Raw genomic sequence first — 22,580 nt, 5'->3', positions numbered from 1 at the left:
CCCAATATGGCAATTAATACTGACTTGCAACGACTGGAGCCGGGTAACCGCGTTCGCCTGTATGAAGTTGATGGTTCTAAGTTTGATGGGCCATTGTTGCGTTTCCATGCCGATACATTACCCCATACCCCAGAAGAGATTGCGGCGGCCGGTGGCGACGAAACCAAACTACCAGCTAAATCTATCTGGTGGCAGGGAGAAGAGTATTCAGCATGGCCGGTACAGGTTGAAGGCATTGAGATGTCCAGTGATGGGCAGAGTGCACAGCCAAAGTTATCGGTAGCGAATCTTGATGGGAGCATCACCGCGCTGTGCCTTGCATTTGACGACATGGTGCAGGCCAAGGTTATCGTTCACGACACATTCAAACATTATCTGGATACGGTGAATTTCCCTGATGGCAATTCTGAGGCTGACCCGGAACAGGAGAAAGTACAGGTTTACTATATTGACAGTAAATCGACAGAAACTAATGAAACTGTTGAATTCTCTCTTTCCAGCCCTGCGGATTTGCAGGGACTGCTTATCCCCACCCGACAAATTCACTCACTCTGCACCTGGTGTATGCGCGGTGATTATCGCTCAGGCAATGGCTGCGATTATGCCGGAACGCTTTATTTCGACGTGAAAGGCAATCCGACAGATGACCCGAGCAAAGATAAATGTTCAGGGCTATTGGTCGATTGCAAAAAGCGATTTGGTGCCGACAACCCGCTGTCGTTTGGTGGATTCCCCGGCTCAGCTCTAATCAAGAGGTAGTCATGAGAGACAAAACGATTAAAGCGATATTGGCCCACGCCGAAGCGGAATACCCGAAAGAGTGTTGCGGGGTTGTGGCGCAGAGGTCGCGAGTAGAGAAGTATTTTCCTTGTATTAATCTGGCTGCAAACCCGATCGAACAGTTTCACCTCGACCCTGAAGGTTATGTAGCGGCAGAAGATTGGGGGACCATCACAGCAATTGTACACAGTCACCCAGATGCCACTACTCAGCCATCCGAATTGGACATGGCCCAATGCGATAATAACGAACTACCCTGGCACATTGTGAGCTGGCCCGAGGGGGATTTACGGACTATCCAGCCGCGCGGGGACCTTCCGCTAATTGGTCGTCAGTTCGTCCTAGGCCATACAGATTGCTGGGGCTTGATAATGTCCTACTTCAAGAAAACGCATGGCATTGAGTTGAAAGACTATCGCGTTGACCGGCATTGGTGGGAGTCAGGCACAGAAAACTTCTATATGGATAACTGGTATGAATGCGGTTTCCGTGAGTTCAGTGGCTCAGCGCAACCCGGCGACCTGATCATCATGCAAGTCTCAGCCCCAGTAGCTAATCATGCGGGGATTTTGCTGGACGATGGGATGATGCTGCACCACCTATACGGACAGCTTAGCCAACGTGTGCCTTATGGCGGCTACTGGCAGGAAAGGACGGTTAAGGTGGTTAGAATTTTGAAAAAAACTTAATTCTTACATCATCACATTGTAGGTATTAATAGTTTAAACCGTATTGCTATCACAACTGATTATATGTACTGTATATAAATACAGTTAATGTATTCTTCTTGATCAACTCATCTCTAAGCTAGTAGATTGTTCTAAACAAAGCCACTGCTAGGGATATTAAAGTGCTTTCAAATTTAGAGCGTTGGGTTTCATTTTATGACTTTTCAATCAAAGCAAGTCATGACGAAGGGCCTGATATCCCTCTCGTTCAGATCATTCCAAGAGTTGACGCTCTTTTCAAAAGAGGGGCAGCAGTTAAGCTTTATAATTTAAATACGCGAGCTTTGAGGATTTCAGGATGGGATCATGATGAAGAAAACCAAACATTAACTATCCTCATGCAACTTTGCGATCAACGAGTGGCAGACCCTGTATTTGCTCAGCTTGAAAATGGGCAACTAAGAGTAGAACCAAAGCTTGCTGGCGAAGGTATTGCTGTTTCAGCACATTTTATTGTTAAGACCATTCCTAACATAGATTCGGTCGATCACTACACCGCTCTTGTGGAGTGTGTGCCCGGAATAACAAAAAGTGTTTTTGAGCCTTTCTTGAATGCGATCTTCCGTAGTGCTTATGAAAATGAGGAATTTATCAGCGAGGTGAGTCGAAGAACTTATAAGTTACGTCCAAATCTTAACGTTATATCTCATGGGGCACAAACATTAGATGAAAGTTTGGCGGGTTCTAGGCTACAGGGAATAAGGCTTATTAGTACAAAAAAAGTAAAGGAAATGGATAAAAATCCGTATACAGATGTTGTTGAGAAAGCCATAAAGTTGAAAGTGGTAAAGCAACCTGGTAGGACTGGTCGGCGTCGTTTGATTGCCACATTGAGAGAAAGGGGCCGACGAGAGGGATTTAACAAATTGAGTATCAGTTTTTCAAAAGAAGGTCGGCAATCAAGCATAGATCTTGATATTTTAGAGGATGCCGCCACTAAATTATTCACTAAAACAGAAAAAGTAATCCTCCCTGATGGTATTGGGCAGTGTGAGCCTGTAATTCATGAGGATTTAAAAGCAAGGATGACTGTAATATTACTGACTTAAGTGCAGGAGCATTAAATGAAATTGCTAGCGCCACTAAATTATTTGAGAATAAAACATGCGGAGAAGCGTCGTTATGACTTCCTGTATCCTCTCATTGGTGCTGTCGTTGTTACTCTTTGCTACTGGTTAATGAGCCATCCATTCAGCATCTTTGGTAAGGCGGGGTTAGTTACGCAAGTGAATGGTTTGCTTCAAGTGCTAATTGGTTTTTACATTGCAGCATTGGCAGCTATTGCCACATTCTCTAATCCTACTATTGACCAACTAATGGCTGGAGATCCTCCAACGATTAAAGAGCGATTTCGTGGGCGCTTGGTTGAAGTTGAATTAATTAGGCGAAGGTTTCTATGCTACTTGTTTGGTTATCTAGCCTTGGTCAGTTTTATCGTGTTTTCTTTTGGTGTATCAGTATCACTGATAAGTGAAAATCTATTAAGTTTCATTCAGAACTCAGGATTATCTAACTTTATGATATTATTTAAAATATCATTTGTATTTGTATATACTTTTGTTCTGTTTAATGTTGTGACAACGACATTACTTGGTTTGTATTACCTGGCGATTAGAATTCACCAAGGCGACCACTAAACCCGCTCCGGCGGGTTTTTGCATTCTAGCCCACTCAGGTGGGCTTTTTGTTGTTACCTTTTTCCATATGTTCGCCGAGAAGTTTTATGAGTCGAAGATTATGCTCCTCAGTTTCTCTTAGAAGCACCGCAGCAAAAGGGTCCTCTTCCTCTAATTTTTTAAGGTAAGCCATTTTTTCGTCTAAGGTTTGGCTAATATTTAGTTCTTCCTCGTATCTACCAAATCTTTCAGTGTCAGCGTTTAGTTGCTCATCAGCCAGTGCATCCTGAAGTATCTGAACAATTTCAGAATTCATTGATCTGCCATTTTTCTTAGCTCGACCTGCTATGGCATCACGCATTCCGTCAGGCATCCTGACCGTAAATCGCTCTATAAAGTTTGGGTCATCTTTTTCAGTCATTTTCAGGGGCCGTAATTATTTATATAAAACACGGTAGCATCATATTGACATTACCCACAATGACATCATAATGATGTCAGGCATCAAAATGATGCTATCTGAAAGAGGAGAAAGTAAATGCAAGATGTTCTTTATACCGGGCGTAAGAACGATAGCTTTCAGCTTCGCTTGCCTGAGCTAATGAAGGAAGAAATTCGCCGTATGGCTGAAATGGATGGGATTTCTATCAATTCTGCGATTGTGCAGCGTTTAGCGCGGTGTCTGCGTGAGGAAAGGTCGAGTGCATCATCAAAATAGTGAAGCCCTAACTACTTGCAATAGTCAGGGCCTCGATTTGTCAGCAACCTTAAGCGAGTCAACCGACATGAAAAGTATAGCGAATAATCAACTGACATTCCATAGCACTACTTTCTCTTATATGGAAATGGCGGGGCAAATCTGGCTGACGGCGGCAGAAGTTGGGCAGGCTTTAGAGTACGCGGATGATAAAGCTATTCACCGAATTTTCAATCGCCACTCTGATGAGTTCACGACACAAATGACAGGGGTGGTCAGGGTGACCACCCCTGGCGGGATGCAAGATGTACGGGTGTTTTCCCTGCGCGGCGCTCATCTGATCGGTATGTTTGCAAGGACAGCTAAGGCCAAAGAGTTTCGCCGTTGGGTTCTGGACGTATTGGATAGCCAAATATCCACATTTCCAGTACCGGAGAAGCGCCAATTCACAGATGAAGAATTATGCACTCTCTGCTGGTTGTGGAGAAACGCGGTTTCGATGATCAGTAATTCCGCTGATGTTTATCCAATTTTACGCGCAGCAGAACACCGGCTAGCTGGTTCAGTATACTCAGCGGCCCATGAATATCCTCGCAACACCAACAAAGTGAGAGCGTTACTTGAGCGTGAGACGGCGCACATAAAAGCGGGACCGTTCACTGATGATAATTGGCGGGTGCTTAACCGTTTGAGGGTGGGGCAGTTGCTTAACTAACTTTGCCGGAACACAGGCAATAAAAAACCGCCAGTTAGAGCTGGCGGTCATGTCAAATAAAACTGTGAGGTCTTTAATGACTGATTTAACTTTAGCAAATAAATCTCTGCCTGTCATCGCTGGTGTTGAGATTAACACTGATACAGAAGGGCGCTTTAACCTGAACTCGTTACACAAGGCCAGTGGTAAGGGTGAAGATAAATCACCTAGCCAATGGATGCGTCGGGCTACTACTAAGGCACTGGTTAATGAGCTAAGTGTAAATTCGCACTTAGGTTATGAAGTAATCAAATCAGTTAAAGGTGGCATCGCTCCAGGCACCTTCGCCCACGAACTTCTTGCTGTCGAATATGCTGGGTGGATTTCACCATCATATCGCCTGAAGGTTAATCAAACTTTCCTCGACTACAAGGCAGGAAAACTGAAACCAGCATTCGACCCGATGGCAGCATTAAATGACCCTGAGTTTTTGCGCGGCACATTACTGACCTACAGTGAAAAGGTGATCGCGCTAGAACATAAGGTAGAAGAAATGACGCCGGATGTTGAAGCCCTGGAGCGAATTGCTAAGTCAGATGGTGCTCTGTGCATTACCGATGCTGCGAAAAACTTACAGGTACAGCCTAAATTCCTTTTTCGCCTGTTGTCAGAGAATCGCTGGATTTACAAACGACTTGGTAGCAAAACTTGGGTCGGATATCAGGACAAAATTCAGTCGGGATATCTGGAGCACAAAGTGCATACAGTAGTTCGCAATGATGGCAGCGAGAAAGTGACAGAGCAGGCTCTCGTTACCGCTAAAGGACTTACCAAACTTTCCAAGATGCTTGGCATCAATGGTGTAGCAGCTTAAATAGCACCAAAATAATTTAAAGAGTAACCAAAACCCAACCCACTTAACTGTGGGTTTTTGCGTTGCCTTGCAGCATCCCCCTGCTATCATGTAACGAACTGTTACTCATGGAGGGTAAACGATTGGAAATTATCATAGCGGCGATTTTTCTTGGGTTAATACCGGCGATTATAGCAAATAGTAAGGGGCGATCATTTGGCCTGTGGTGGCTATACGGGGTTTTACTGTTTATTGTGGCTCTGGTTCACTCAATAGTTATGAGTGCCGACAATAAGACAATAGAACAGAAACAAATAGACAACGGAATGAGGAAGTGTCCGTTCTGTGCTGAGTTAATCAAACCTGAAGCCATGAAGTGCAAACACTGTGGGAGTGAGGTTAAACCAGTAGATGAAAATATCACCTCAAATTTAGAATACGGATTTAATCCATCCAATCTACCATTTGATTCTTTCTTCATACGTAGAAAGGTTGGATTTGATGTTAATGATCATGCAATTATGGAAATGGTTAATAAACTAAAAAGGGTAAACCCAGGTGTTCACCCTATGAATATTCAGACCCGATATGCTAATGACTTGGATAAATTAAAAAACAAACTACCTAGCAGTATTAGGGATGAGTTTGAAACTAGATACAAACACTGGCTGAATAGCTGAATAGCTGAATGAAATTATGAACATATCCAACCACCTTCGGGTGGTTTTTTATTATCTGGAGAAAAGTAAATGACGGTATTTGCACAAGAGATAATGACTCCAATCAAATTAAGTGGGTCATTAGCCACGCGGTTTGGTCGAAATCATCAGCGCTTGATTAGCCACACTAAGGAGGCGTTTAAGGCATTAAGCGTAACTATTCCCGGCTTTGAGGAATATCTGATTACCGCCAAGAAAAGAGGGTTAACGTTCGCCATCTTCAAGGGTGGTAAGAATATTGGTAAGGATGAATTAGACTTAGCCAGTGGCGGGCAAGAGATACGAATAGTACCTGTAATTATTGGCAGCAAAAAGGCGGGTGTTTTTCAAACAATCTTAGGTGCTGTTCTCGTCGTCGTGGGCGCTGTCATGACGGTAATGTCTGGCGGCACGGCAAGTCCATTAGCTATGGGCTTTTTCCAAGTCGGTGGGGCAATGATGCTCGGCGGTGTAGTCCAAATGCTTTCCCCCCAAGTAGGCGGCCTTGCATCCAGGCAATCACCGGACAACAAGCCAAGCTATGCATTCGGTGGCCCGGTTAACTCTACGGCTCAGGGTAACCCGGTGGGCGTACTCTACGGCAAGCGTAGAATTGGCGGAGCGGTTATATCTGCGGGTATTTATGCTGAAGATCAAATGTAAGAGTGGTTACATTAATTAACGCCGAAAGGCAGGAGTGAGTTATGACGCAAGAACAACGAATTGAAGCGCTAGAGCAGCAGGTGTCAGACATGCAACGGCAGATCACTAGCATCCAAGAGGCAATAATTCATTATCAAGATTCAAATCAGGCCAATTTTAACGATATAAATGCGGCCATATCTCAGGCCGCGATAAGCACAAGCATTTACAGTATGAACCTAGGGATTAATTTCGATTCCCAAGTTTAAGATTAGACACCCATTGCTGTACTGACTCAGATTTAATATCGGAAAGTTCATTTATTAGCTGTTCCCTTTCCTGTTCGCCTAATTTATAAGCGATAGCCAACATAATTAGCTTTATATTATTTAACTCATTAGCTATCTCAGATGTTTTGCCTGTTTTTGAGCTTAATTTAATTATCAAATCTCTAAATCCTAGCATTTTTATTTCCTTATCCCAGAGTAAATCAGCCATTCCTCCGATAGATAAACACTCAAGCCGCGCATGGCTAGAGTAGGCTGACCTTACACAATAGAAGATCAGCCGGTAATCTCCATTGAGTTGATCAATAAACACGCCAATGCCCACGAAAAGTGGGTTTTTTTATGGGTGAAATATGGCACGTAAACAGATTAAAGGCCGTAAAGGTGGGAGTAGCAATGCCACTACACCTGTGGAATCTCCTGATAGTATTCAATCAACAGCGAAGGCGAAGATACTTCTTGCGCTTGGTGAAGGGGAGTTTGCAGGCGGTTTAGACGGGACTAACATATATCTTGATGGCACCCCAATTAAAAACCCCGACGGTAGCAGTAATTTTACTGGCGTAACATGGGAATATCGGGCTGGCACCCAGGCTCAGGACTATATTCAGGGCATGCCGAATGTTGAGAATGAGATAACAGTTAATACAGAACTGAAATCAGATACGCCATGGGTTCGCTCTGTCACCAATACGCAATTGTCTGCTGTTCGGGTTCGCTTTGGCTGGCCCTCATTACAGCGCCAGGCTGATAACGGTGATGTTGGCGGTTACCGTATTGAATATGCGATTGATGTTTCTACCGATGGCGGAGCATATTCGACACTGCTCAATACTGCAATAGATGGCAAAACGACAACGCTTTACGAGCGCTCGCATCGAATCAATTTACCCAAAGCCACAACTGGCTGGCAGATCCGCTCGCGACGCATCACGGCGAACGCTAACTCTGGCCGTATTGCAGATAGAATGAACACAGAGGCTATTTCTGAAGTCATTGATGCCAAGTTGCGCTATCCGAATACTGCACTTCTTTATATCGAATTTGACGCGACTCAATTCCAGAATATACCCGCAATTTCTTGCGAGCCAAAGGGTAGGGTAATCCGCGTTCCGACGAATTACGACCCTGGCACCCGGAGTTACTCCGGCGTTTGGGATGGTTCATTTAAGTGGGCATATACCAATAACCCTGCCTGGGTATTTTACGACATTGTATTAGCTGAACGATTTGGGCTTGGGCTACGCATAGATTCAACGCAGGTTGATAAGTGGGAACTATACAGAATAGGGCAATATTGTGACCAACTGGTCCCCGATGGGCGCGGTGGTAGCGACACAGAGCCGCGCTTTATCTGTGACGTGTATATTCAATCCCAGGCTGAAGCATTCACCGTGTTGCGTGATTTGGCTGCTATCTTTCGAGGAATGACCTATTGGGGAAACAATCAGCTTTGTGCTTTGGCCGACATGCCACGTGATGTGGATTATATTTTCACGCGAGCTAACGTTATTGATGGTCGTTTCACCTATGGAGGTGGATCTGAGAAGAAACGTTACACGACAGCCATGGTTAGCTGGAGCGACCCCTCAAACAATTTTCAGGATGCAATAGAGGCGGTGTCAGATAATGATTTGGTTCGTCGCTACGGCATCAACCAGATAGATATGACGGCGATCGGCTGCATCAGGCAGACGGAAGCCAACCGGCGAGGTCGCTGGGCATTATTGACCAACAGCAAAGACCGGATAGTAAACTTCAATGTGGGGCTGGATGGTGCAATTCCTTTACCCGGTCACATTATTGGCATTGCAGATGAAATGCTATCTGGTAGAAAAACGGGCGGTCGTATTAGTGCCGTTTCTGGTCGAAACATTACCTTGGATCGCATTGCTGATGTGAATGCTGGGGACAGGTTGCTTGTTAACTTATCGAGCGGGGTATCTCAAGCTCGCACTGTTCAATCAGTTAATGAAGAAGTAGTTACCGTCAGCGTGGCATACAGCGAAACGCCAGTTGCTGAGAGTATTTGGTCTGTCGATGCAGATGATTTAGCCATTCAGCAATATCGGGTTACCGGTATTTCTGACAACGATGACAACACGTACAGTATCTCGGGTGTTCAGCACGACCCTGATAAGTATGAGCGAATAGATACGGGGGCTCGCATTGATGAGCGGCCCATCAGCGTAATCCCACCTGGCGTTCAGCCGCCACCAACGAATGTGGTAATCGATAGCTTCTCCGCGCTTTCACAAGGGCTCGCAGTAACTACCTTACGTGTTACATGGGAACCAGCAGCCAGTGCAATAGCATACGAGGCAGAGTGGCGACGCGATAACGGAAATTGGATATCAGCACCACGGACATCGGCACAAGGCTTTCAAGTCGAGGGGATATACGCTGGGCAATATCAGGCTCGCGTTCGCGCTATTAACCCCTCGGATATATCCAGTATCTGGGCTAATGCACAAGAAACCACATTAAATGGCAAAGAGGGCAACCCTCCGATGCCAGTGGGTTTCGCAGCCACCGGCATTCTCTTCGGCATCACCCTGAACTGGGGTTATCCAGAAGGGGCAGAAGATGCGCTAAAAACCGAGATTGAATATAGCCTGTCTGCTGATGGCACTGATCCATTATTGTTGAGTGATGTACCACATCCGCAACGAAACTACACTATGCAGGGATTAAGGGCGGGGCAAGTGTTCTGGTTCCGCGCGCGGATAGTTGATAAATCAGGTAATCAGTCGCCCTGGATAGATTGGATTCGTGGCATGTCCAGCAACGATACAAGCGCCATTCTCGAAGCGATTGGCGATGATTTCATTAATAACACCGTGGCGGGTCAGCAACTTCTTAATGATGACTTCATGAATGCTGAAGGTATTCTTGAAAATGCTGTCGCTAATAATAAAGGTATTGTGCAGCAATGGGCGCAATACGGAGAGAATAAAGCCGGTGTTATCCACTTAACCACCACCGTGGCTGATGCTGAACGGGCATTCGCTGAGTTTGAAACACTCGTTACAGCAACATTTGAGGGCCAGACCGCCGCGATTGACCAGAAGATGACGGCCGTTGTTGATGCTGATGGTGCCAGTGCAACTTACAGCTTGAGAGCGGGACTAAATTATAACGGTCAATTTGTCAGTGCTGGCATGGTAATCGGTGCTGAGTTTATTAATGGTGTAGCTAAATCCTCAATTGGCTTTACTGCTGATCAATTCATATTGCTCTCCGGCCCAACTGGTAATTTATTTTCGCCTTTTGCAGTGGTAAATGGTCAAGTATTCATGAATGACGCATTTATCGCAAAGGCATCAATTGGTCGAGGAAAAATAACAGATACCCTTGAATCAGATAATTATGTTCAAGGACTGTCTGGTCTAAAGCTAGATTTTAAAAATGGCAATGCTGAATTTAATAGTGTAAATCTCAGGGGGAATATAACTATGGATAATACGATTAATGGGATTCGTACTATATTAGATTATCGCGGACAAAGAACATATCACGCTAATGGGCAACCAGCATTAATAGCAGGTTACTTCTAATGGCGGAGCCTATTTTATATGTATCCCCCAGTGATGGGGGTAAAGGCGTATATATGACCTCTGGCATGCGTATGCTGTCCTATCTGGGGTATTACGATAACACTGTAAAGGATGGAGACACGACAAGATACCAAGATATTCCCAACTATAGAGGCGGGGAAATATGCATTGTACCCACTGATTTCGGTGGAGTGTTAAGCCCCGCTGGATCATCAACTTCTTTTGGGTGGTGGGTGACGGGGTATTATATGTCAGGTACGCGTTTACATCTTTCATTAAATACGTCTCCCATGGGATGGGCTAAGTTTTCAGCATTTGAGGTGTTGCCACCACAGGCTTTCGGAAGTTACGGTCTTTACATGCAGAACTCTACCAATGTCATGGCAATAACAGACAGTTCAGCATTGGGTTTTTGCACATGGCGTGGAAATGTAACGATAAACGGGTCGTGGGCTGTACCAGCAGGAGTTATAGCGCGAGATAATGCTATGGTTTTTGCTAATTGGACCGACTCTAATGTTTCTTTATATTATGATTCAGTAAATAAAGTAATAAATTGCTATCAAATAAACTCTACCGGTACAACGAGTAGTGGCTCAGTAAATGCCAATATTTGTGTATTCACTAGTGGTTTCTTCCCTCAACAACCCGACCCAGGTACGGCGGGATTGGCTATTTTCAACGTGAATGGGCAGTGCACATATTCGTCGCGGTACGCGCCTATGATACTTGCTGGATTTACATCACTGAGCAATCAAGCAAACGCGTGGGTAGACACCGGAGTAGCTCGCCCAATGATACCACTTCCAAGCGCTGGCGGACTTCCTGCGGGTAATGTGCAGAGTGGGAATTACAGGGCGTGGTATAGGTCTGCAATGAGGATGTCAGGGGCAAGCATAACTGCTGGCGCTGGGGCATATGTAAACAGCTCTAACACAGTTGATGCGCCCAGCGGAATATGCCCGATAAGGATGCCTGTGCTGGACACTAACACCTACTTTTAAACTGATTTAGGGAAATATTATGGCTTGGTACAGGTCAGGTACAGTCACGTCAGTGGCGGGGACAAATATTATTACGGGTACAAGTACTCAATGGAATAATCCAATATTTGGCATTGCTTCGGGACAAATGATTTTTGTTCCCGGGGCGGGTCAGGTTGTTATATATGAAATACTGGCAGTAGATAGCGATACTAAAATAAGAGTAACAAAAAATATAGCATCAGCAATCACCAGCTCTGAATACGCAATTGTCACGACCGTATCAAATTCAATGTCAGATTTAGCGCGGCGTACCGCCGTGCAACTGGCTCTATATCAAGGCTTGCTTGAGGATTGGCAGCTAATAACTACCGGAACCGGTAACGTGAGTATTATTGCGCCAGATGGTTCAACTGTTGTTATTCCTTCATTGACTCAAATATCACAAGATGTAAGTAATAAAGTTAGCCAACAGCAATTATCTGCGATTGGCATTGGGCTGCCAAATCAGCCGACTATTGAGAATTTTGACTGGCAGACATTTGTATACTCGTCTGGGGCTAATTACTTATCAAACTCAGGGAATTGGGTAAATACCCCGAGCGGGGTTGTATACGGAAATTATACGATTGGCATGACAGTAAATTACATTACTGGAAGTAATGTTAGTGTTACTTTAAGGCCAAATACAGTGAGCAATACTAACTTTAAAGTATATGAAGTTATTTCCTCTGGGATTGCAGGGTCAAGGACGTTTATAGTAAGGGAAATACCAACATCAGCCAACCCTATCCCAATCACCGGTGGGGGTCATGGCGCAACTACTTTAGCGGGGGCACAATCTGCGCTTGGAATAGTTGCTGATGCATTCGGGGCAAGCCAGGTTGCAAACACCGCGTGGATTAATGCGACCTTGCAAAATGGATGGTCTGCCGCGTCAGGGGGGAGGGCTGTATATCGCAAAGTTCTGGGTATAGTTTTCATTCACCTTAATCTTGTTCCCGGGACAGCTACTGACGGCACAGTATTATTTACCCTGCCTGATGGTTATAGGCCTGCATTTGCTACATCATTACTTTCTTTTGCGGCCTCATCTTCGGCACCGTTGCCCGCGAGAGTGAATATTCAGCCAAATGGACAAGTAACTATAACGCAAACAGCGGCCACATATGGCGTCACTATTATGTCCAGTTTCACAATTCAGTAGGATAAATGAATGCAAAAAGTTAATGAAATCACGGCGGATGGGTTCTATATCTGCGACCATATTGAAGGTGAGTTGCCATCTAATTGGACAATCGATCTTGCTGGGGATGGTTATTACAAAGCTCAATATCAAAATGGGTCACGCGACCCAGAAACGGGTGAATGGACAGGCGGAACGTGGGTGGAGACAAGCGGCCCATCGCCTGAAGATATCGAGAATGCAAGAGAGTCACTTATTGCTATTGCTAACGCTGAAAAATCATCACTAATGTCGCATGCATCTAACGTGATTGACGCGATAATAGATGAGATCGAGGGGTTGGAGGATAGCGATGATGTTGTACCGGATAAACTGCGCACTGATTTGAAAGTATGGAAACAGTATCGTGTAAAAGTGAAGAACATCGATGTTTCCCTGGTGCCAGATATTGAGTGGCCAGTAGCGCAGGATTGATGGGTGGGCAGGAATGTCTATTGTGGTGGTATATTGATGAATGGGCATATGAGGGGCAAAAAACTACCACAAAGTAACTCAAAGCAACATGCTCATTGAATCAGTTTGCAGTAATACATTGCTAAAACCTTAGATACAACTTAACTCACCGTAACATATTGATTTATGTTGGCACATACCTAAAGAGCAAGACTTGGCAAAGTTTTATTGCTAATTTATTTAGGTTTTTATAAATAGTTCCGAGATGGTTAATTTCATAATTTACGAATAGGATGCTTACCATGATGATTTACGTGCAACTTTCTGATGGAACCCCAAAAAGATTATTTAGTATATTTGGTGGGCCTCAGCCTGATTGGGGGGGCGATGGTTATGTAGAATTAGATATTGACCCTAATACAGCATATGCACTTAATGACTATTATAATCCAGCCGATAATAAATTTTATGTAGACACCGATTTTATACATTTATCTGGATGGATTGACCCGGTAAAGATATATAACATCGCACTTGACGGACTAAACTCAAATGGCGCGATTGCTTTCGGAGCTGTTTTAACACCAACCTCTGATTTTGGTGCTCAGACGTGGTGGTGCCAGTGCGACGAAGCAAACAGGTATCATGCAGATAATACTTTTTCAGCCCCATTGCTTACATCAATGGTTTCTGCTTCCAATGGTGAATTAACTTTGAATGATTTAGTTCAAAGTATCCTTACGAGCGAAGCGGATTGGAAAGTAGCGGCAGGTAACATTGCATGGCAGATTTATAATAAAAAATTAACCCTACAATATTTACGCGATGAGGTGATTGCAGGAACAAAAACAATTGAGGATATCCAGAATTTTGATTGTAGCATCATCATTCCACAGTTGAATTAACCTTCATGGCAATAATTTAATAGTTTATCAAAATGAGATCAAACCGGGCTTAATGGCCCGGTCTATTCGTTCGCATGGATAGTGGACAGGGATGCCCATTGAGATGGGTGTGGGGATAGAGACAAATTTGGGACTATCATTGCTTTTCATCGTGTACCAACGTTTGTCATCTTTTTGCATCTTGGGACGTGTGAGCGGCGGTTGATGCGGTAAGTTACTGGTTTAAATGGTAGTTCTATGCACTCTTAATCAATTGGTCGCAGGTTCGAACCCTGCACGACCCACCAACAAAATCAATAAGTTACACTAAATTTCATATGTTTTATTTATATTTTCGTGCCATATTTGTATCGGTAATATTTAATATTCCATCTGTTTATTTTATATGCTGGATTAAATTGATAGGTTAACCACGAACAAGCCTTATTAGTATCTCAATATCTTCTCTCAGCCTATTTCTTATGATATATAAATAGTAAATCTCGATTTAAATAATTGACTTTTTTATGTATATCTTAACCAGGAATATGGGTAAAACACGTTAAAACCCAAATGTTAATTGAGTAAATAAAGTTGAATAAACATCAATTATGATTATAGGCTTGCGCTGAATAGTTTTATTTTCTCCGTAGTTGTGATAATCGTAATGCTTTATTCACTAACATTGCACAATAAAAATCTCAATTTTCCATAATATCCAGGGGCCGTGATATGAGAGGTCTGTAAACAGTAAATACCTATGGTGGTCGAAAGCGGAAATCGCTCAAACGTTTGATACTACCTTTCCTGAGAATATTCTTTCGACTTTAGGCTAAACGTCGAGGCGTAATGGCTGTATGACTGCCATGTAGGGTGAGGATCAATGAGTCAAACAATTATTTTTTTGCGTATTAATACGACAATTTATTGTACTTTTTACCCGAGATAAAACAAAAGAGCCGCGCATTAGCGAGACTCTTTTAGTGGTTACTGAAAAATAAAATTGATGGTTCCAGCAACCAGTAGCAGAAATACAGTATATTGTAAGTAGTACGCAGACATTGCTCTCATTTCTTCCTCCTTGCTGTTATGGTCTTTAATCAAGCAATATTTGCGCCATATCTAACTAATTGAAAAATAGTTTATTTTTATTATGGATAACTAAATTAGTGCCCCTATTTAGGGAGTCGGCACCATTTAGGAGCATATCGGGTATATCTCTCCTGGCAGATTTATTGTTTAGGCATTTAGTTTTGATTTGATTAATTATTAACACGACGACTTACTGGTGCTTTGAGAAGTGTAATAACACATGACATTAACTCTTAGAAAAAGGGTTTTTTTTAGTGCGTAGCTCTAATTTATGCATGTACATGGATGAATCGGCGGCGGCGAGTAGTTCATTAATCGGTGTATCTTTCTCTAAATTGCAATTAGCGTACCCCACGCTAAAATCAATATTATAACCACGCAATTCTTGGCTATTGCGTAATTCTAACGCATTCTTAAAGCGGCTTAATATTGCTGGCATATCACTACAACCTGATGCCGTGAGTAATGTGACAAATTCGTCGCCACCCAATCGGGCGACAACATCTGTGTCACGGAAGAAAAACTGTAACTCCTCAGCGAAAGTCACTAATGCCTTATCACCTTCAGCATGACCATAACTGTCATTTATTTCTTTAAAATCATTTAGATCAAAGAAAATCAAAGTGGCAGGAATATTATTATGTGAGCAAAATGTTAATGCATGCTGAGCCAGAATTTCAAAGCCTCGACGGTTGGTTAACTGTGTTAGTTCGTCAATAGTTGCTAATTGAACGGCAGCAATTTCTTGCTCAGCCATTTTCGCTAAGTCACATAAAAGTTGTTGGTCGTATTCATCTAAAGAGCGCGGTTTAAGATCGATAATACAGAGTGTGCCAAGTTTACTGCCATTGGGAACAACCAGCGGACAACCCGCATAAAAACGAATGCCAGGATCGTCGGTAACGAGTGGGTTGTCACTAAAACGAAGGTCGTTAAGGGCATTGGGTACCAAAAGGATATCGTCACCTAAAATCGCATGACCACAAAAAGATATATCCCTGGGGGTTTCGCTGGTTTCCAGTCCGGGATGTGATTTAAACCATTGCCGGTTTACGTCGACGATAGATATAAGCGCTATTGGCACATTAAATAAACGTTTAGCTAAGCGGGTGATACGATCAAAGCGTTCTTCGGGAGAGGTATCGAGAATATTATAAGAGCGTAATGTAGCAATTCTCTTAGCCTCATCTTGAGGTATCGGGGGAGCTTGCATATTCATCGTCTCCTGTTACTTGTCTTATCCACTTAGCGCGAAGTGTCGCTAACAAAGATTAGCAGTAGTGACCAAAGACTACTGGGTGTGGCTACAAAACAACATCAAAAATAAATTTAACGCATTGAAAAATAGTTATTTTCTCATCAGTGAGATGACATTTTACAGACGTAAAACTCAATCCAAGAAGCTATTTATCCGTATCACAAATTACCAACTGTGGATCGGGTAGCTTTTATTACCATCAGTCTCAATTCCCAGGCCAAATGATCGCTTGTGCTGCAATTATCGTCTTTTTCTCTGGGTCATAAGCGATTGATTGTGAGCCGTATAATACATAGCCAAGCTTCAATTGATCAGACACTCGGTGACAAAATGATGAATCATCTGGTCCGGTAATCAGCCGGTATATTGGTAATCCATCTGGCGGCACAGTGTTCATATACATCCCCCATTTTGTTGATTAGTCGTGTGTATGCTTTTGTACATTCTCTCTGGCTGCGGCTTTGGCTTCTTCAGCCAACTGTTCAATTTGCTCTTCGGTAAGTTGTTCTGAAGCTTCATGAATTTTAGCCAAACCTTCATTAACTGTTGTTTCTTCGTGATTTTTATTAGACATAATGGATCCCATACAGCGTTGCATTTAATTTATACTATAGGTCATTTAACCCTATTAAGGGGTTTTATAATGAGTTAGTGGTTTTTAGGCTCGCCGAGTCAATATCAAACAGGCGCTGGGGGAGTAAACCTCCCCAAGAGTCACGAGTTGATGCAGGAATTTTTAATAAAAACCATCCCGATTTCTATTCAGGTTTCTTCGCAGAAAGTAAAAATAGCATAGGGCGTTCTTTCTCTTCATCCAATTCAGGATAATCTATAATTTGCTGTGTTGTTGGTCCCCATTCTTCGACATGCGTAATTATAAAACCTTGTTTTATCAAAAAATTAATATAAGTCCCTAATGTCCGATGCTGCTTGATAACGCCTTCTGCCAACCAGTTTGTTATACGTTCCCCTTCCGCCTGATAACTGTTCACCGGCCAGGATTTTTGCCCATTATCGGCAATTAACCAACCAGGTTGCTTTGCTGCGGTAAAGATAGGGTGTTCGGCGGAAAAAACAAAACTGCCCCCAGGAGTTAGTGCTTGATAAATCGTGGCAAACAGTGCTGGCAGTGCTTTTATATAATGCAATGTGAGTGAGCTATAGGCTAATTGGAACAGCTGTGGTGGTAGATGCAAATGTTCCAGGTCTTCCTGACGGTAAATAATGTTTTCGTCAGTGGTCATCTCTTTAGCGTGGTTTAACATTCGCGTTGAAACATCCAGACCTAAAACTTCGCTGGCACCTTGCGAGCGTGCGTAGCGACAAAACCAGCCATAGCCACAACCCAGATCTACAACTTTGCTTCCTGACAGCGACGGCAGCATCTGGCGAATGGCTTCCCATTCTGGCGCGCCAGCCAATCCATCAACTGAACGGGGAAGTTGTGCATACCCTGAAAAAAATGCCTGATTATCATAAATATTCTGAGTCATTTCTCTTCTCCTTTAAATTAACTTTTTACTCCTGAATAAAAAACATCGACAGTTTAGCACTAATGAAAAGATATTGAATATATCAGAGCAGCCGCCAAATGTTATTCCTTTGTTATAAATACAAATGACTGAGATTAGCTAAAGCGATATTGAGATGTAATAACGGATAGTTAAAACTATTTAATATGGAGTGCGGAGTAAATTAATATTATGCGGATTCTGTTATTTATTGAGAAATAGCCTAAACTTTATACAGTACGTGTTGACGGACTTCGTTAACCGTTCGGGAAGGGTCACCTTCTGTTTGGTGTTGCCAAAGACTGATAAAGCGTGAATATACTGCGAGAGCAGGTAGCCACTATGCCAGATTAAGGCACTTTATCCCTGATTAGATGCTTCTCTTGAAGGAGATAGCGATGACTCCCGTACAAATACTGATTATTCTGGTGCTAACACTTTTTGCATTGTACCGCCAGTCGGTCAGCCACGAGGTGTCTTTAGGCCCCGCCCGTTTTAAATGGGCCTGGGTTTACGGGATGGTCGGCCTGGTAGTCGGTGGAACATATATGCCCGCTACGATGACTTCCTGGGTAGTTTTAGGTAGCGGAGTTTTATTTAGTATTGTTGTCGGTGTTTTGCAAGGTCGCCTTATAGAGATTTGGCGTGAACCTGATGGACGTATTTTTTGCAAGGGAACACCACTGACGATAACTTTATTTCTGCTATTGGTTGGTTCTAAATGGATTATAGGGACACTGCAATATCTTTATAATCAACCAACGGAACAAGGCGGGTTTGGTGAAATCCTGATCATGATTGCAGTCATGGCAGCATTTCAGGTCGAGATTGTCAGACGACGTATTCGGGTTTTATACCCGGATAACCCCGTTGATTCATTACCTGAAGGGCAGTAACAACGTTTATTTCAGCTAACAGCCGAGGACTGGCTGCTAGCTGAATATAAAGGACTCATAGACATCTTCGAAAAACGTGATCAGTCGACAATAAAAAGTCTGGCCCCTGAGATTGTAGATGAACGATGTGCTTCGGCGCCATCGGCAACCTGATAACTCATACCTGCCTTCAATATAAAGCTTCGCCCATCGTCCAATTCAGTGCTTAGTTCGCCTTCAAGGCACAGCAATATATGCCCTTTAGAACACCAATGGTCAGCTTTGTATCCAGCACTGTACTCAACCATACGGACTCTAACACGACCAAAAAGTTGTGTTCGCCAGTAGGCAACCCCTTGCTCCCCCTTATGCTCAGTTGTTTCTATTTCTGACCAATCGGTGATACCGAAGGGGATATCCACTATTTTCATTTAAATTACCTCTTTTTAATGCTGGCCGACCTTACATTAACTCACTATTAAAACGAATACACAGTCTATTACCTTATTGCCAATCCAACTTTTATAAAGTGGGCCATACTGTGAGATATACGGTTAAATGGAGTTATCAAGCCTATGAATAATCCCACAATCTTCCAGTTTTTCCATTGGTACTATCCTGATGGCGGTAAATTATGGCAGGAGGTCTCAGATCAAGCCGCACATATTAGCCAACTTGGAATTAATATCGTTTGGCTTCCCCCCGCATATAAAGGTGCCTCAGGAGGATATTCTGTAGGATATGACACCTATGATTTGTTTGATCTGGGGGAGTTTGATCAGAAGGGGACTCAGTCGACTAAATATGGCGACAAAGAAGGATTACAGAATGCGATTAACCGATTGAAGGAGAATGGCATAAAAGTTCTTTTTGACGTCGTATTCAATCACAAGATGGGGGCGGATGAAAAAGAACAGGTCAGTGTCCGTAAAGTTAATCCTGATAACCGGACTGAAATGGACGATGATATTATCGACGCCCTTGCCTATACCCGTTTTACGTTTTCTGGCCGCAATGAAACTTATTCATCCTTTGTTTGGGATAAACAGTGTTTTACCGGTGTTGATTATATTGAAGAACCCTCAGATGAGGGGGTTTTTAAGATAGTAAACGATTATAGCGATGAGGGATGGAATACAGAGGTTGATGATGAGTTAGGTAATTTTGATTATCTGATGGGGGCGGATATTGATTTCCGTAATCCTGCCGTTATGGATGAGTTAAAATATTGGGGAAAATGGTTACTGGAGTCACTGCCAATTGATGGTTTTAGATTGGATGCAGTAAAACATATCCCAGCATGGTTTTTTAAAGCATGGATAGAATATATACAAAATGAAACAGAACATGATTTACTGATTATTGCGGAGTATTGGTCCCCTGATATCGAAAAATTACAACAATATCTGGCACGGGTAGAAGGCAATGTAATGTTGTTCGACGTTGCTTTACATCACAAGTTTCACGAAGCGTCGAAACAGGGCGAAGATTTTGATTTAACGCAAATATTCAATGGCTCATTAATTGAAGTTGACCCGTCACATACCATTACGTTGGTGGCCAATCACGATACTCAGCCACTTCAGGCCCTGGAAGCACCTGTAGAACCTTGGTTTAAACCTTTGGCTTACGCGTTGATCTTAATACGAGAACAAGGTATTCCCTGTGTTTTTTACCCCGATCTTTTTGGTGCCAATTATGAAGATAACGGTGAAGATGGGGGGACTTATCAGATAGAGATGCCGGTTGTTGCTGAATTGGAGAGGCTAATTCAAGCCAGACAACGCTTCGCTCATGGCGCACAAACCGATTATTTTGATGATAAAAACTGTATTGCTTTTGTTCGTGCTGGTACGGCGGAGGCACCCGGTTGTGTGGTGATTCTTTCGAATGGCGCAGAAAGTGAAAAAACAATCGTCCTTGGTGAAGGTTTTGAAAATAAAGAGTTTGCTGATTACTTAGGTAATCGTCAGGATATTATTACTACAGATGAAGATGGTGGGGCGACATTTCCTGTTAATGGCGGGAGTATTAGCCTTTGGGTACAGAAAGAACTTCTGTAATCCGTATAATGAATATGTTCTTCAGAGAAGATGCCATATCATCTTGAGCTAGGCACTAAGTTGCTATGATTCACACAACTTAGCGCTTAGTCATTATTTCCTTAGCTTAATGATGGCTGATTAATTTGAAAGAAACGGATAATCTGGCGCAACTCCGCGCCTTGCTCCGTTAATGATTGTGCGGCGGCGGCGGCTTGTTCAACCAATGCGGCATTTTGTTGCGTAACTTGATCCATCTGTTCTACAGCGATACCGATCTCTTGAATACCAATGTGTTGCTCGTGTGATGCCGTCGATATCTCGCCAACGATATGAGCAACTTTCCCCACCGAGTCGACTATCTCGCCCATCGCTTGACTGGCATGGTCAGCGCGTTCTGAACCCGCATTAATTTTCTCAACCGTACCAACAATTAATTGCTTTATCTCTTTGGCTGCATTTGCACTTTTCTGTGCCAAAGTGCGTACTTCGCTTGCGACAACGGCAAATCCCTTACCTTCGGTGCCCGCTCGGGCGGCCTCAACTGCAGCATTTAACGCTAATATATTGGTTTGGAAGGCAATGCCTTCAATAACAGCAATAATATCGACGATCTTCCTTGAGCTTTTGGTGATTTCTTGCATACGAAGTAGCATTTCATCAACAATAATTCCGCCTTCTGTGGCGGTTGCTGCTGTATTAACCGCTAACTCACTTGCTTGCCGTGCATTCTCCGCATTCTGACGTACGGTTTGGGTGAGTTCCTGCATATTTGCTGAGGTTTGAATCAGAGAGGATGCTTGTTCCTCGGTACGTTGTGATAAGTCAGCATTACCCTGAGCAATCTGATTCGACGCCACAGAAATTGATTCGCTCCCATGCATGATCTCATTAATCGTTTTCTTCAACTGCCGGTTCATGATATTCAGGGAAGCCAGTAAGCTATTATTATCACCTGGGCGAAGTTTTATTTCAGTGGATAAGTTTCCGGCGGCGATATGGCCCATAATAGCCACAGCATAGGCCGGTTCCCCTCCCAATAAACGAGAAAAGTTGCGGGCAATCATGACAGCAAGCAGTGCAGAAATGAAAACAGCAAAGAGCAATAAAGCGATAAGTACGTTTTTGGCAGTATTAAAGCTTTGTTGACCATCCGTTGCAGCTTGTTCCCCACCTTGAACTTCCAGCACGACTAATTCAGCGAGGTCTTTCATCAACTGTGTGCGATATTTTCTTGATGTATCACCACTAACTTTAGTGGCTTCAGCTAATTGATTATTATTAACCGCATCAATAACGAGACTGTTTGCCTGAGAAAAGTGGTCAAAATCTGACATTATTATCTTGAATAGTTCGGAGTGATTGTAACCTTCGGGTAATTTCAGAAATCTATCTTGCGCGGCACGAAAGTTGTCTACGGCTTGTAATATCTCCAGACGGTGTCCTTCGCGCTCTTTTTCTGTCGATGAGGCGATATACTGAACCTGCTGCAGGCGCAATTCGGCTAAAACGCCTCGCATCTCTAATGCATAGCGAACACCCGGTAACCAACTGTCGCGATAGGCTTCCAGCCTGGCGTTATTACTGCTTAACTGTGATAGTGCCACAGCACCTAGCAATAACATCATAACAATAACAACCGAAAAGCCTGAGAGTAACTTTGTCAAAATGGATAGGTCGGAGAACTTTTTCATGAACATTACGTATATTAAATAAGAGGTGCAATGTATAACGGCAAATAAAA

At 43.3% G+C, this 22,580-nt stretch carries 25 protein-coding genes; 17 read left to right on the top strand and 8 right to left on the bottom strand.

What is annotated here, in order from left to right:
• Window positions 1-6: 6 nt before the first annotated feature.
• The 4 genes from V2A84_RS09395 to V2A84_RS09380 all read left to right on the top strand — a co-directional run bounded on the left by V2A84_RS09395 (window position 7) and on the right by V2A84_RS09380 (window position 3,145).
• On the top strand, window positions 7-759 hold the full coding sequence (locus tag V2A84_RS09395) for a phage minor tail protein L (RefSeq protein WP_442848730.1): 753 nt from the start codon (window positions 7-9) through the stop codon (window positions 757-759).
• Between the two features lie 2 nt (window positions 760-761).
• Window positions 762-1,469: a C40 family peptidase gene (locus V2A84_RS09390; protein ID WP_442848729.1), complete on the top strand. Its 708-nt coding sequence runs from the start codon at window positions 762-764 to the stop codon at window positions 1,467-1,469.
• 161 nt (window positions 1,470-1,630) lie between these two features.
• Window positions 1,631-2,557, top strand: a complete 927-nt coding sequence (locus V2A84_RS09385; protein WP_442848728.1) for a hypothetical protein — start codon at window positions 1,631-1,633, stop codon at window positions 2,555-2,557.
• Window positions 2,558-2,572: 15 nt separating this feature from the next.
• Window positions 2,573-3,145, top strand: a complete 573-nt coding sequence (locus V2A84_RS09380; RefSeq protein ID WP_048901756.1) for a hypothetical protein — start codon at window positions 2,573-2,575, stop codon at window positions 3,143-3,145.
• Window positions 3,146-3,179: 34 nt separating this feature from the next.
• Here the strand turns inward: V2A84_RS09380 and V2A84_RS09375 are convergent, their stop codons facing one another.
• Window positions 3,180-3,545 (bottom strand): Arc family DNA-binding protein, encoded by a 366-nt coding sequence (locus V2A84_RS09375; RefSeq protein ID WP_420071973.1) that lies wholly within the window; start codon window positions 3,543-3,545, stop codon window positions 3,180-3,182.
• Between the two features lie 117 nt (window positions 3,546-3,662).
• Between V2A84_RS09375 and V2A84_RS09370 the strand changes: the two genes are divergently transcribed.
• The 6 genes from V2A84_RS09370 to V2A84_RS09345 all read left to right on the top strand — a co-directional run bounded on the left by V2A84_RS09370 (window position 3,663) and on the right by V2A84_RS09345 (window position 6,977).
• The gene (locus V2A84_RS09370; protein WP_049678886.1) at window positions 3,663-3,842 is read left to right on the top strand and encodes an Arc family DNA-binding protein; all 180 of its coding nucleotides are present in this window, start codon (window positions 3,663-3,665) and stop codon (window positions 3,840-3,842) included.
• A 67-nt stretch (window positions 3,843-3,909) separates the two neighbouring features.
• Window positions 3,910-4,536, top strand: coding sequence for a P22AR C-terminal domain-containing protein (locus tag V2A84_RS09365; protein ID WP_080984655.1), 627 nt, complete (start codon window positions 3,910-3,912; stop codon window positions 4,534-4,536).
• 76 nt (window positions 4,537-4,612) lie between these two features.
• Window positions 4,613-5,389: a phage antirepressor KilAC domain-containing protein gene (locus tag V2A84_RS09360; protein WP_442848727.1), complete on the top strand. Its 777-nt coding sequence runs from the start codon at window positions 4,613-4,615 to the stop codon at window positions 5,387-5,389.
• A gap of 107 nt (window positions 5,390-5,496) precedes the next feature.
• Window positions 5,497-6,048, top strand: a complete 552-nt coding sequence (locus V2A84_RS09355) for a zinc ribbon domain-containing protein (RefSeq protein WP_442848726.1) — start codon at window positions 5,497-5,499, stop codon at window positions 6,046-6,048.
• Window positions 6,049-6,117: 69 nt separating this feature from the next.
• On the top strand, window positions 6,118-6,729 hold the full coding sequence (locus V2A84_RS09350) for a tail assembly protein (RefSeq protein WP_442848725.1): 612 nt from the start codon (window positions 6,118-6,120) through the stop codon (window positions 6,727-6,729).
• 41 nt (window positions 6,730-6,770) lie between these two features.
• Window positions 6,771-6,977, top strand: a complete 207-nt coding sequence (locus V2A84_RS09345) for a hypothetical protein (RefSeq protein ID WP_050158294.1) — start codon at window positions 6,771-6,773, stop codon at window positions 6,975-6,977.
• Here the strand turns inward: V2A84_RS09345 and V2A84_RS09340 are convergent.
• Complete coding sequence (locus tag V2A84_RS09340) at window positions 6,955-7,206, bottom strand: hypothetical protein (protein ID WP_442848724.1); 252 nt, start codon at window positions 7,204-7,206, stop codon at window positions 6,955-6,957. The genes V2A84_RS09345 and V2A84_RS09340 overlap by 23 nt on opposite strands.
• Before the next feature lie 142 nt (window positions 7,207-7,348).
• Between V2A84_RS09340 and V2A84_RS09335 the strand changes: the two genes are divergently transcribed.
• The 5 genes from V2A84_RS09335 to V2A84_RS09315 all read left to right on the top strand — a co-directional run bounded on the left by V2A84_RS09335 (window position 7,349) and on the right by V2A84_RS09315 (window position 14,079).
• The gene (locus V2A84_RS09335) at window positions 7,349-10,552 is read left to right on the top strand and encodes a host specificity protein J (protein ID WP_442848723.1); all 3,204 of its coding nucleotides are present in this window, start codon (window positions 7,349-7,351) and stop codon (window positions 10,550-10,552) included.
• Complete coding sequence (locus V2A84_RS09330; protein WP_442848722.1) at window positions 10,552-11,556, top strand: DUF6453 family protein; 1,005 nt, start codon at window positions 10,552-10,554, stop codon at window positions 11,554-11,556. Before V2A84_RS09335 ends, V2A84_RS09330 begins: the two co-directional genes overlap by 1 nt.
• Window positions 11,557-11,575: 19 nt before the next feature.
• Window positions 11,576-12,742, top strand: a complete 1,167-nt coding sequence (locus V2A84_RS09325; RefSeq protein WP_442848721.1) for a hypothetical protein — start codon at window positions 11,576-11,578, stop codon at window positions 12,740-12,742.
• Between the two features lie 9 nt (window positions 12,743-12,751).
• Window positions 12,752-13,195, top strand: a complete 444-nt coding sequence (locus tag V2A84_RS09320) for a tail fiber assembly protein (RefSeq protein ID WP_442848720.1) — start codon at window positions 12,752-12,754, stop codon at window positions 13,193-13,195.
• A 281-nt stretch (window positions 13,196-13,476) separates the two neighbouring features.
• Window positions 13,477-14,079 (top strand): hypothetical protein, encoded by a 603-nt coding sequence (locus V2A84_RS09315; protein WP_442848719.1) that lies wholly within the window; start codon window positions 13,477-13,479, stop codon window positions 14,077-14,079.
• Window positions 14,080-15,376: 1,297 nt separating this feature from the next.
• Here V2A84_RS09315 and V2A84_RS09310 read toward each other — a convergent pair.
• From V2A84_RS09310 to V2A84_RS09295, 4 genes are all read right to left on the bottom strand, one after another.
• Complete coding sequence (locus tag V2A84_RS09310) at window positions 15,377-16,369, bottom strand: sensor domain-containing diguanylate cyclase (RefSeq protein ID WP_102970429.1); 993 nt, start codon at window positions 16,367-16,369, stop codon at window positions 15,377-15,379.
• A 244-nt stretch (window positions 16,370-16,613) separates the two neighbouring features.
• The gene (locus V2A84_RS09305) at window positions 16,614-16,805 is read right to left on the bottom strand and encodes a DUF1737 domain-containing protein (RefSeq protein WP_083159121.1); all 192 of its coding nucleotides are present in this window, start codon (window positions 16,803-16,805) and stop codon (window positions 16,614-16,616) included.
• A gap of 21 nt (window positions 16,806-16,826) precedes the next feature.
• Window positions 16,827-16,994, bottom strand: coding sequence for a hypothetical protein (locus tag V2A84_RS09300; RefSeq protein ID WP_372569050.1), 168 nt, complete (start codon window positions 16,992-16,994; stop codon window positions 16,827-16,829).
• A gap of 172 nt (window positions 16,995-17,166) precedes the next feature.
• Window positions 17,167-17,901 carry a class I SAM-dependent methyltransferase gene (locus tag V2A84_RS09295; RefSeq protein WP_083159120.1) on the bottom strand — a complete coding sequence of 245 codons (735 nt, stop codon included), beginning with the start codon at window positions 17,899-17,901 and terminating at the stop codon, window positions 17,167-17,169.
• A gap of 416 nt (window positions 17,902-18,317) precedes the next feature.
• On the opposite strand from V2A84_RS09295, the gene V2A84_RS09290 reads away from it, so the two are divergent.
• The gene (locus V2A84_RS09290; RefSeq protein WP_083159119.1) at window positions 18,318-18,815 is read left to right on the top strand and encodes a hypothetical protein; all 498 of its coding nucleotides are present in this window, start codon (window positions 18,318-18,320) and stop codon (window positions 18,813-18,815) included.
• 80 nt (window positions 18,816-18,895) lie between these two features.
• Here the strand turns inward: V2A84_RS09290 and V2A84_RS09285 are convergent, their stop codons facing one another.
• Complete coding sequence (locus tag V2A84_RS09285) at window positions 18,896-19,225, bottom strand: DHCW motif cupin fold protein (protein ID WP_083159118.1); 330 nt, start codon at window positions 19,223-19,225, stop codon at window positions 18,896-18,898.
• Between the two features lie 144 nt (window positions 19,226-19,369).
• Here V2A84_RS09285 and amyA point away from each other — a divergent pair, with 144 nt between their 5' ends.
• The gene (gene amyA / locus V2A84_RS09280) at window positions 19,370-20,857 is read left to right on the top strand and encodes an alpha-amylase (RefSeq protein WP_083159117.1); all 1,488 of its coding nucleotides are present in this window, start codon (window positions 19,370-19,372) and stop codon (window positions 20,855-20,857) included.
• Between the two features lie 101 nt (window positions 20,858-20,958).
• Here amyA and V2A84_RS09275 read toward each other — a convergent pair whose 3' ends face one another.
• Window positions 20,959-22,530 carry a methyl-accepting chemotaxis protein gene (locus tag V2A84_RS09275; protein WP_083159116.1) on the bottom strand — a complete coding sequence of 524 codons (1,572 nt, stop codon included), beginning with the start codon at window positions 22,528-22,530 and terminating at the stop codon, window positions 20,959-20,961.
• Between the last annotated feature and the right edge of the window lie 50 nt (window positions 22,531-22,580).

It is taken from the genome of Yersinia sp. 2553 StPb PI, from assembly GCF_052217105.1.
Classification (GTDB): domain Bacteria; phylum Pseudomonadota; class Gammaproteobacteria; order Enterobacterales; family Enterobacteriaceae; genus Yersinia; species Yersinia enterocolitica_E.
Note: the sequence above shows the minus strand (reverse complement) of the source record. Positions and strands in the feature narration are given on the sequence as shown.

Excerpts from the sequence above, each read along its gene's own strand:
- V2A84_RS09360 (WP_442848727.1), top strand. The coding sequence starts at position 4,613 with ATGACTGATTTAACTTTAGCAAATAAATCTCTGCCTGTCATCGCTGGT.
- amyA (WP_083159117.1), top strand. The coding sequence starts at position 19,370 with ATGAATAATCCCACAATCTTCCAGTTTTTCCATTGGTACTATCCTGAT.
- V2A84_RS09330 (WP_442848722.1), top strand. The coding sequence starts at position 10,552 with ATGGCGGAGCCTATTTTATATGTATCCCCCAGTGATGGGGGTAAAGGC.
- V2A84_RS09345 (WP_050158294.1), top strand. The coding sequence starts at position 6,771 with ATGACGCAAGAACAACGAATTGAAGCGCTAGAGCAGCAGGTGTCAGAC.
- V2A84_RS09275 (WP_083159116.1), bottom strand. The coding sequence starts at position 22,530 with ATGAAAAAGTTCTCCGACCTATCCATTTTGACAAAGTTACTCTCAGGC.
- V2A84_RS09350 (WP_442848725.1), top strand. The coding sequence starts at position 6,118 with ATGACGGTATTTGCACAAGAGATAATGACTCCAATCAAATTAAGTGGG.
- V2A84_RS09305 (WP_083159121.1), bottom strand. The coding sequence starts at position 16,805 with ATGAACACTGTGCCGCCAGATGGATTACCAATATACCGGCTGATTACC.
- V2A84_RS09395 (WP_442848730.1), top strand. The coding sequence starts at position 7 with ATGGCAATTAATACTGACTTGCAACGACTGGAGCCGGGTAACCGCGTT.
- V2A84_RS09290 (WP_083159119.1), top strand. The coding sequence starts at position 18,318 with ATGACTCCCGTACAAATACTGATTATTCTGGTGCTAACACTTTTTGCA.
- V2A84_RS09365 (WP_080984655.1), top strand. The coding sequence starts at position 3,910 with ATGAAAAGTATAGCGAATAATCAACTGACATTCCATAGCACTACTTTC.
- V2A84_RS09325 (WP_442848721.1), top strand. The coding sequence starts at position 11,576 with ATGGCTTGGTACAGGTCAGGTACAGTCACGTCAGTGGCGGGGACAAAT.
- V2A84_RS09390 (WP_442848729.1), top strand. The coding sequence starts at position 762 with ATGAGAGACAAAACGATTAAAGCGATATTGGCCCACGCCGAAGCGGAA.
- V2A84_RS09295 (WP_083159120.1), bottom strand. The coding sequence starts at position 17,901 with ATGACTCAGAATATTTATGATAATCAGGCATTTTTTTCAGGGTATGCA.
- V2A84_RS09355 (WP_442848726.1), top strand. The coding sequence starts at position 5,497 with ATGGAGGGTAAACGATTGGAAATTATCATAGCGGCGATTTTTCTTGGG.
- V2A84_RS09310 (WP_102970429.1), bottom strand. The coding sequence starts at position 16,369 with ATGAATATGCAAGCTCCCCCGATACCTCAAGATGAGGCTAAGAGAATT.
- V2A84_RS09340 (WP_442848724.1), bottom strand. The coding sequence starts at position 7,206 with ATGGCTGATTTACTCTGGGATAAGGAAATAAAAATGCTAGGATTTAGA.
- V2A84_RS09370 (WP_049678886.1), top strand. The coding sequence starts at position 3,663 with ATGCAAGATGTTCTTTATACCGGGCGTAAGAACGATAGCTTTCAGCTT.
- V2A84_RS09315 (WP_442848719.1), top strand. The coding sequence starts at position 13,477 with ATGATGATTTACGTGCAACTTTCTGATGGAACCCCAAAAAGATTATTT.
- V2A84_RS09300 (WP_372569050.1), bottom strand. The coding sequence starts at position 16,994 with ATGGGATCCATTATGTCTAATAAAAATCACGAAGAAACAACAGTTAAT.
- V2A84_RS09380 (WP_048901756.1), top strand. The coding sequence starts at position 2,573 with ATGAAATTGCTAGCGCCACTAAATTATTTGAGAATAAAACATGCGGAG.
- V2A84_RS09335 (WP_442848723.1), top strand. The coding sequence starts at position 7,349 with ATGGCACGTAAACAGATTAAAGGCCGTAAAGGTGGGAGTAGCAATGCC.
- V2A84_RS09375 (WP_420071973.1), bottom strand. The coding sequence starts at position 3,545 with ATGACTGAAAAAGATGACCCAAACTTTATAGAGCGATTTACGGTCAGG.
- V2A84_RS09285 (WP_083159118.1), bottom strand. The coding sequence starts at position 19,225 with ATGAAAATAGTGGATATCCCCTTCGGTATCACCGATTGGTCAGAAATA.
- V2A84_RS09320 (WP_442848720.1), top strand. The coding sequence starts at position 12,752 with ATGCAAAAAGTTAATGAAATCACGGCGGATGGGTTCTATATCTGCGAC.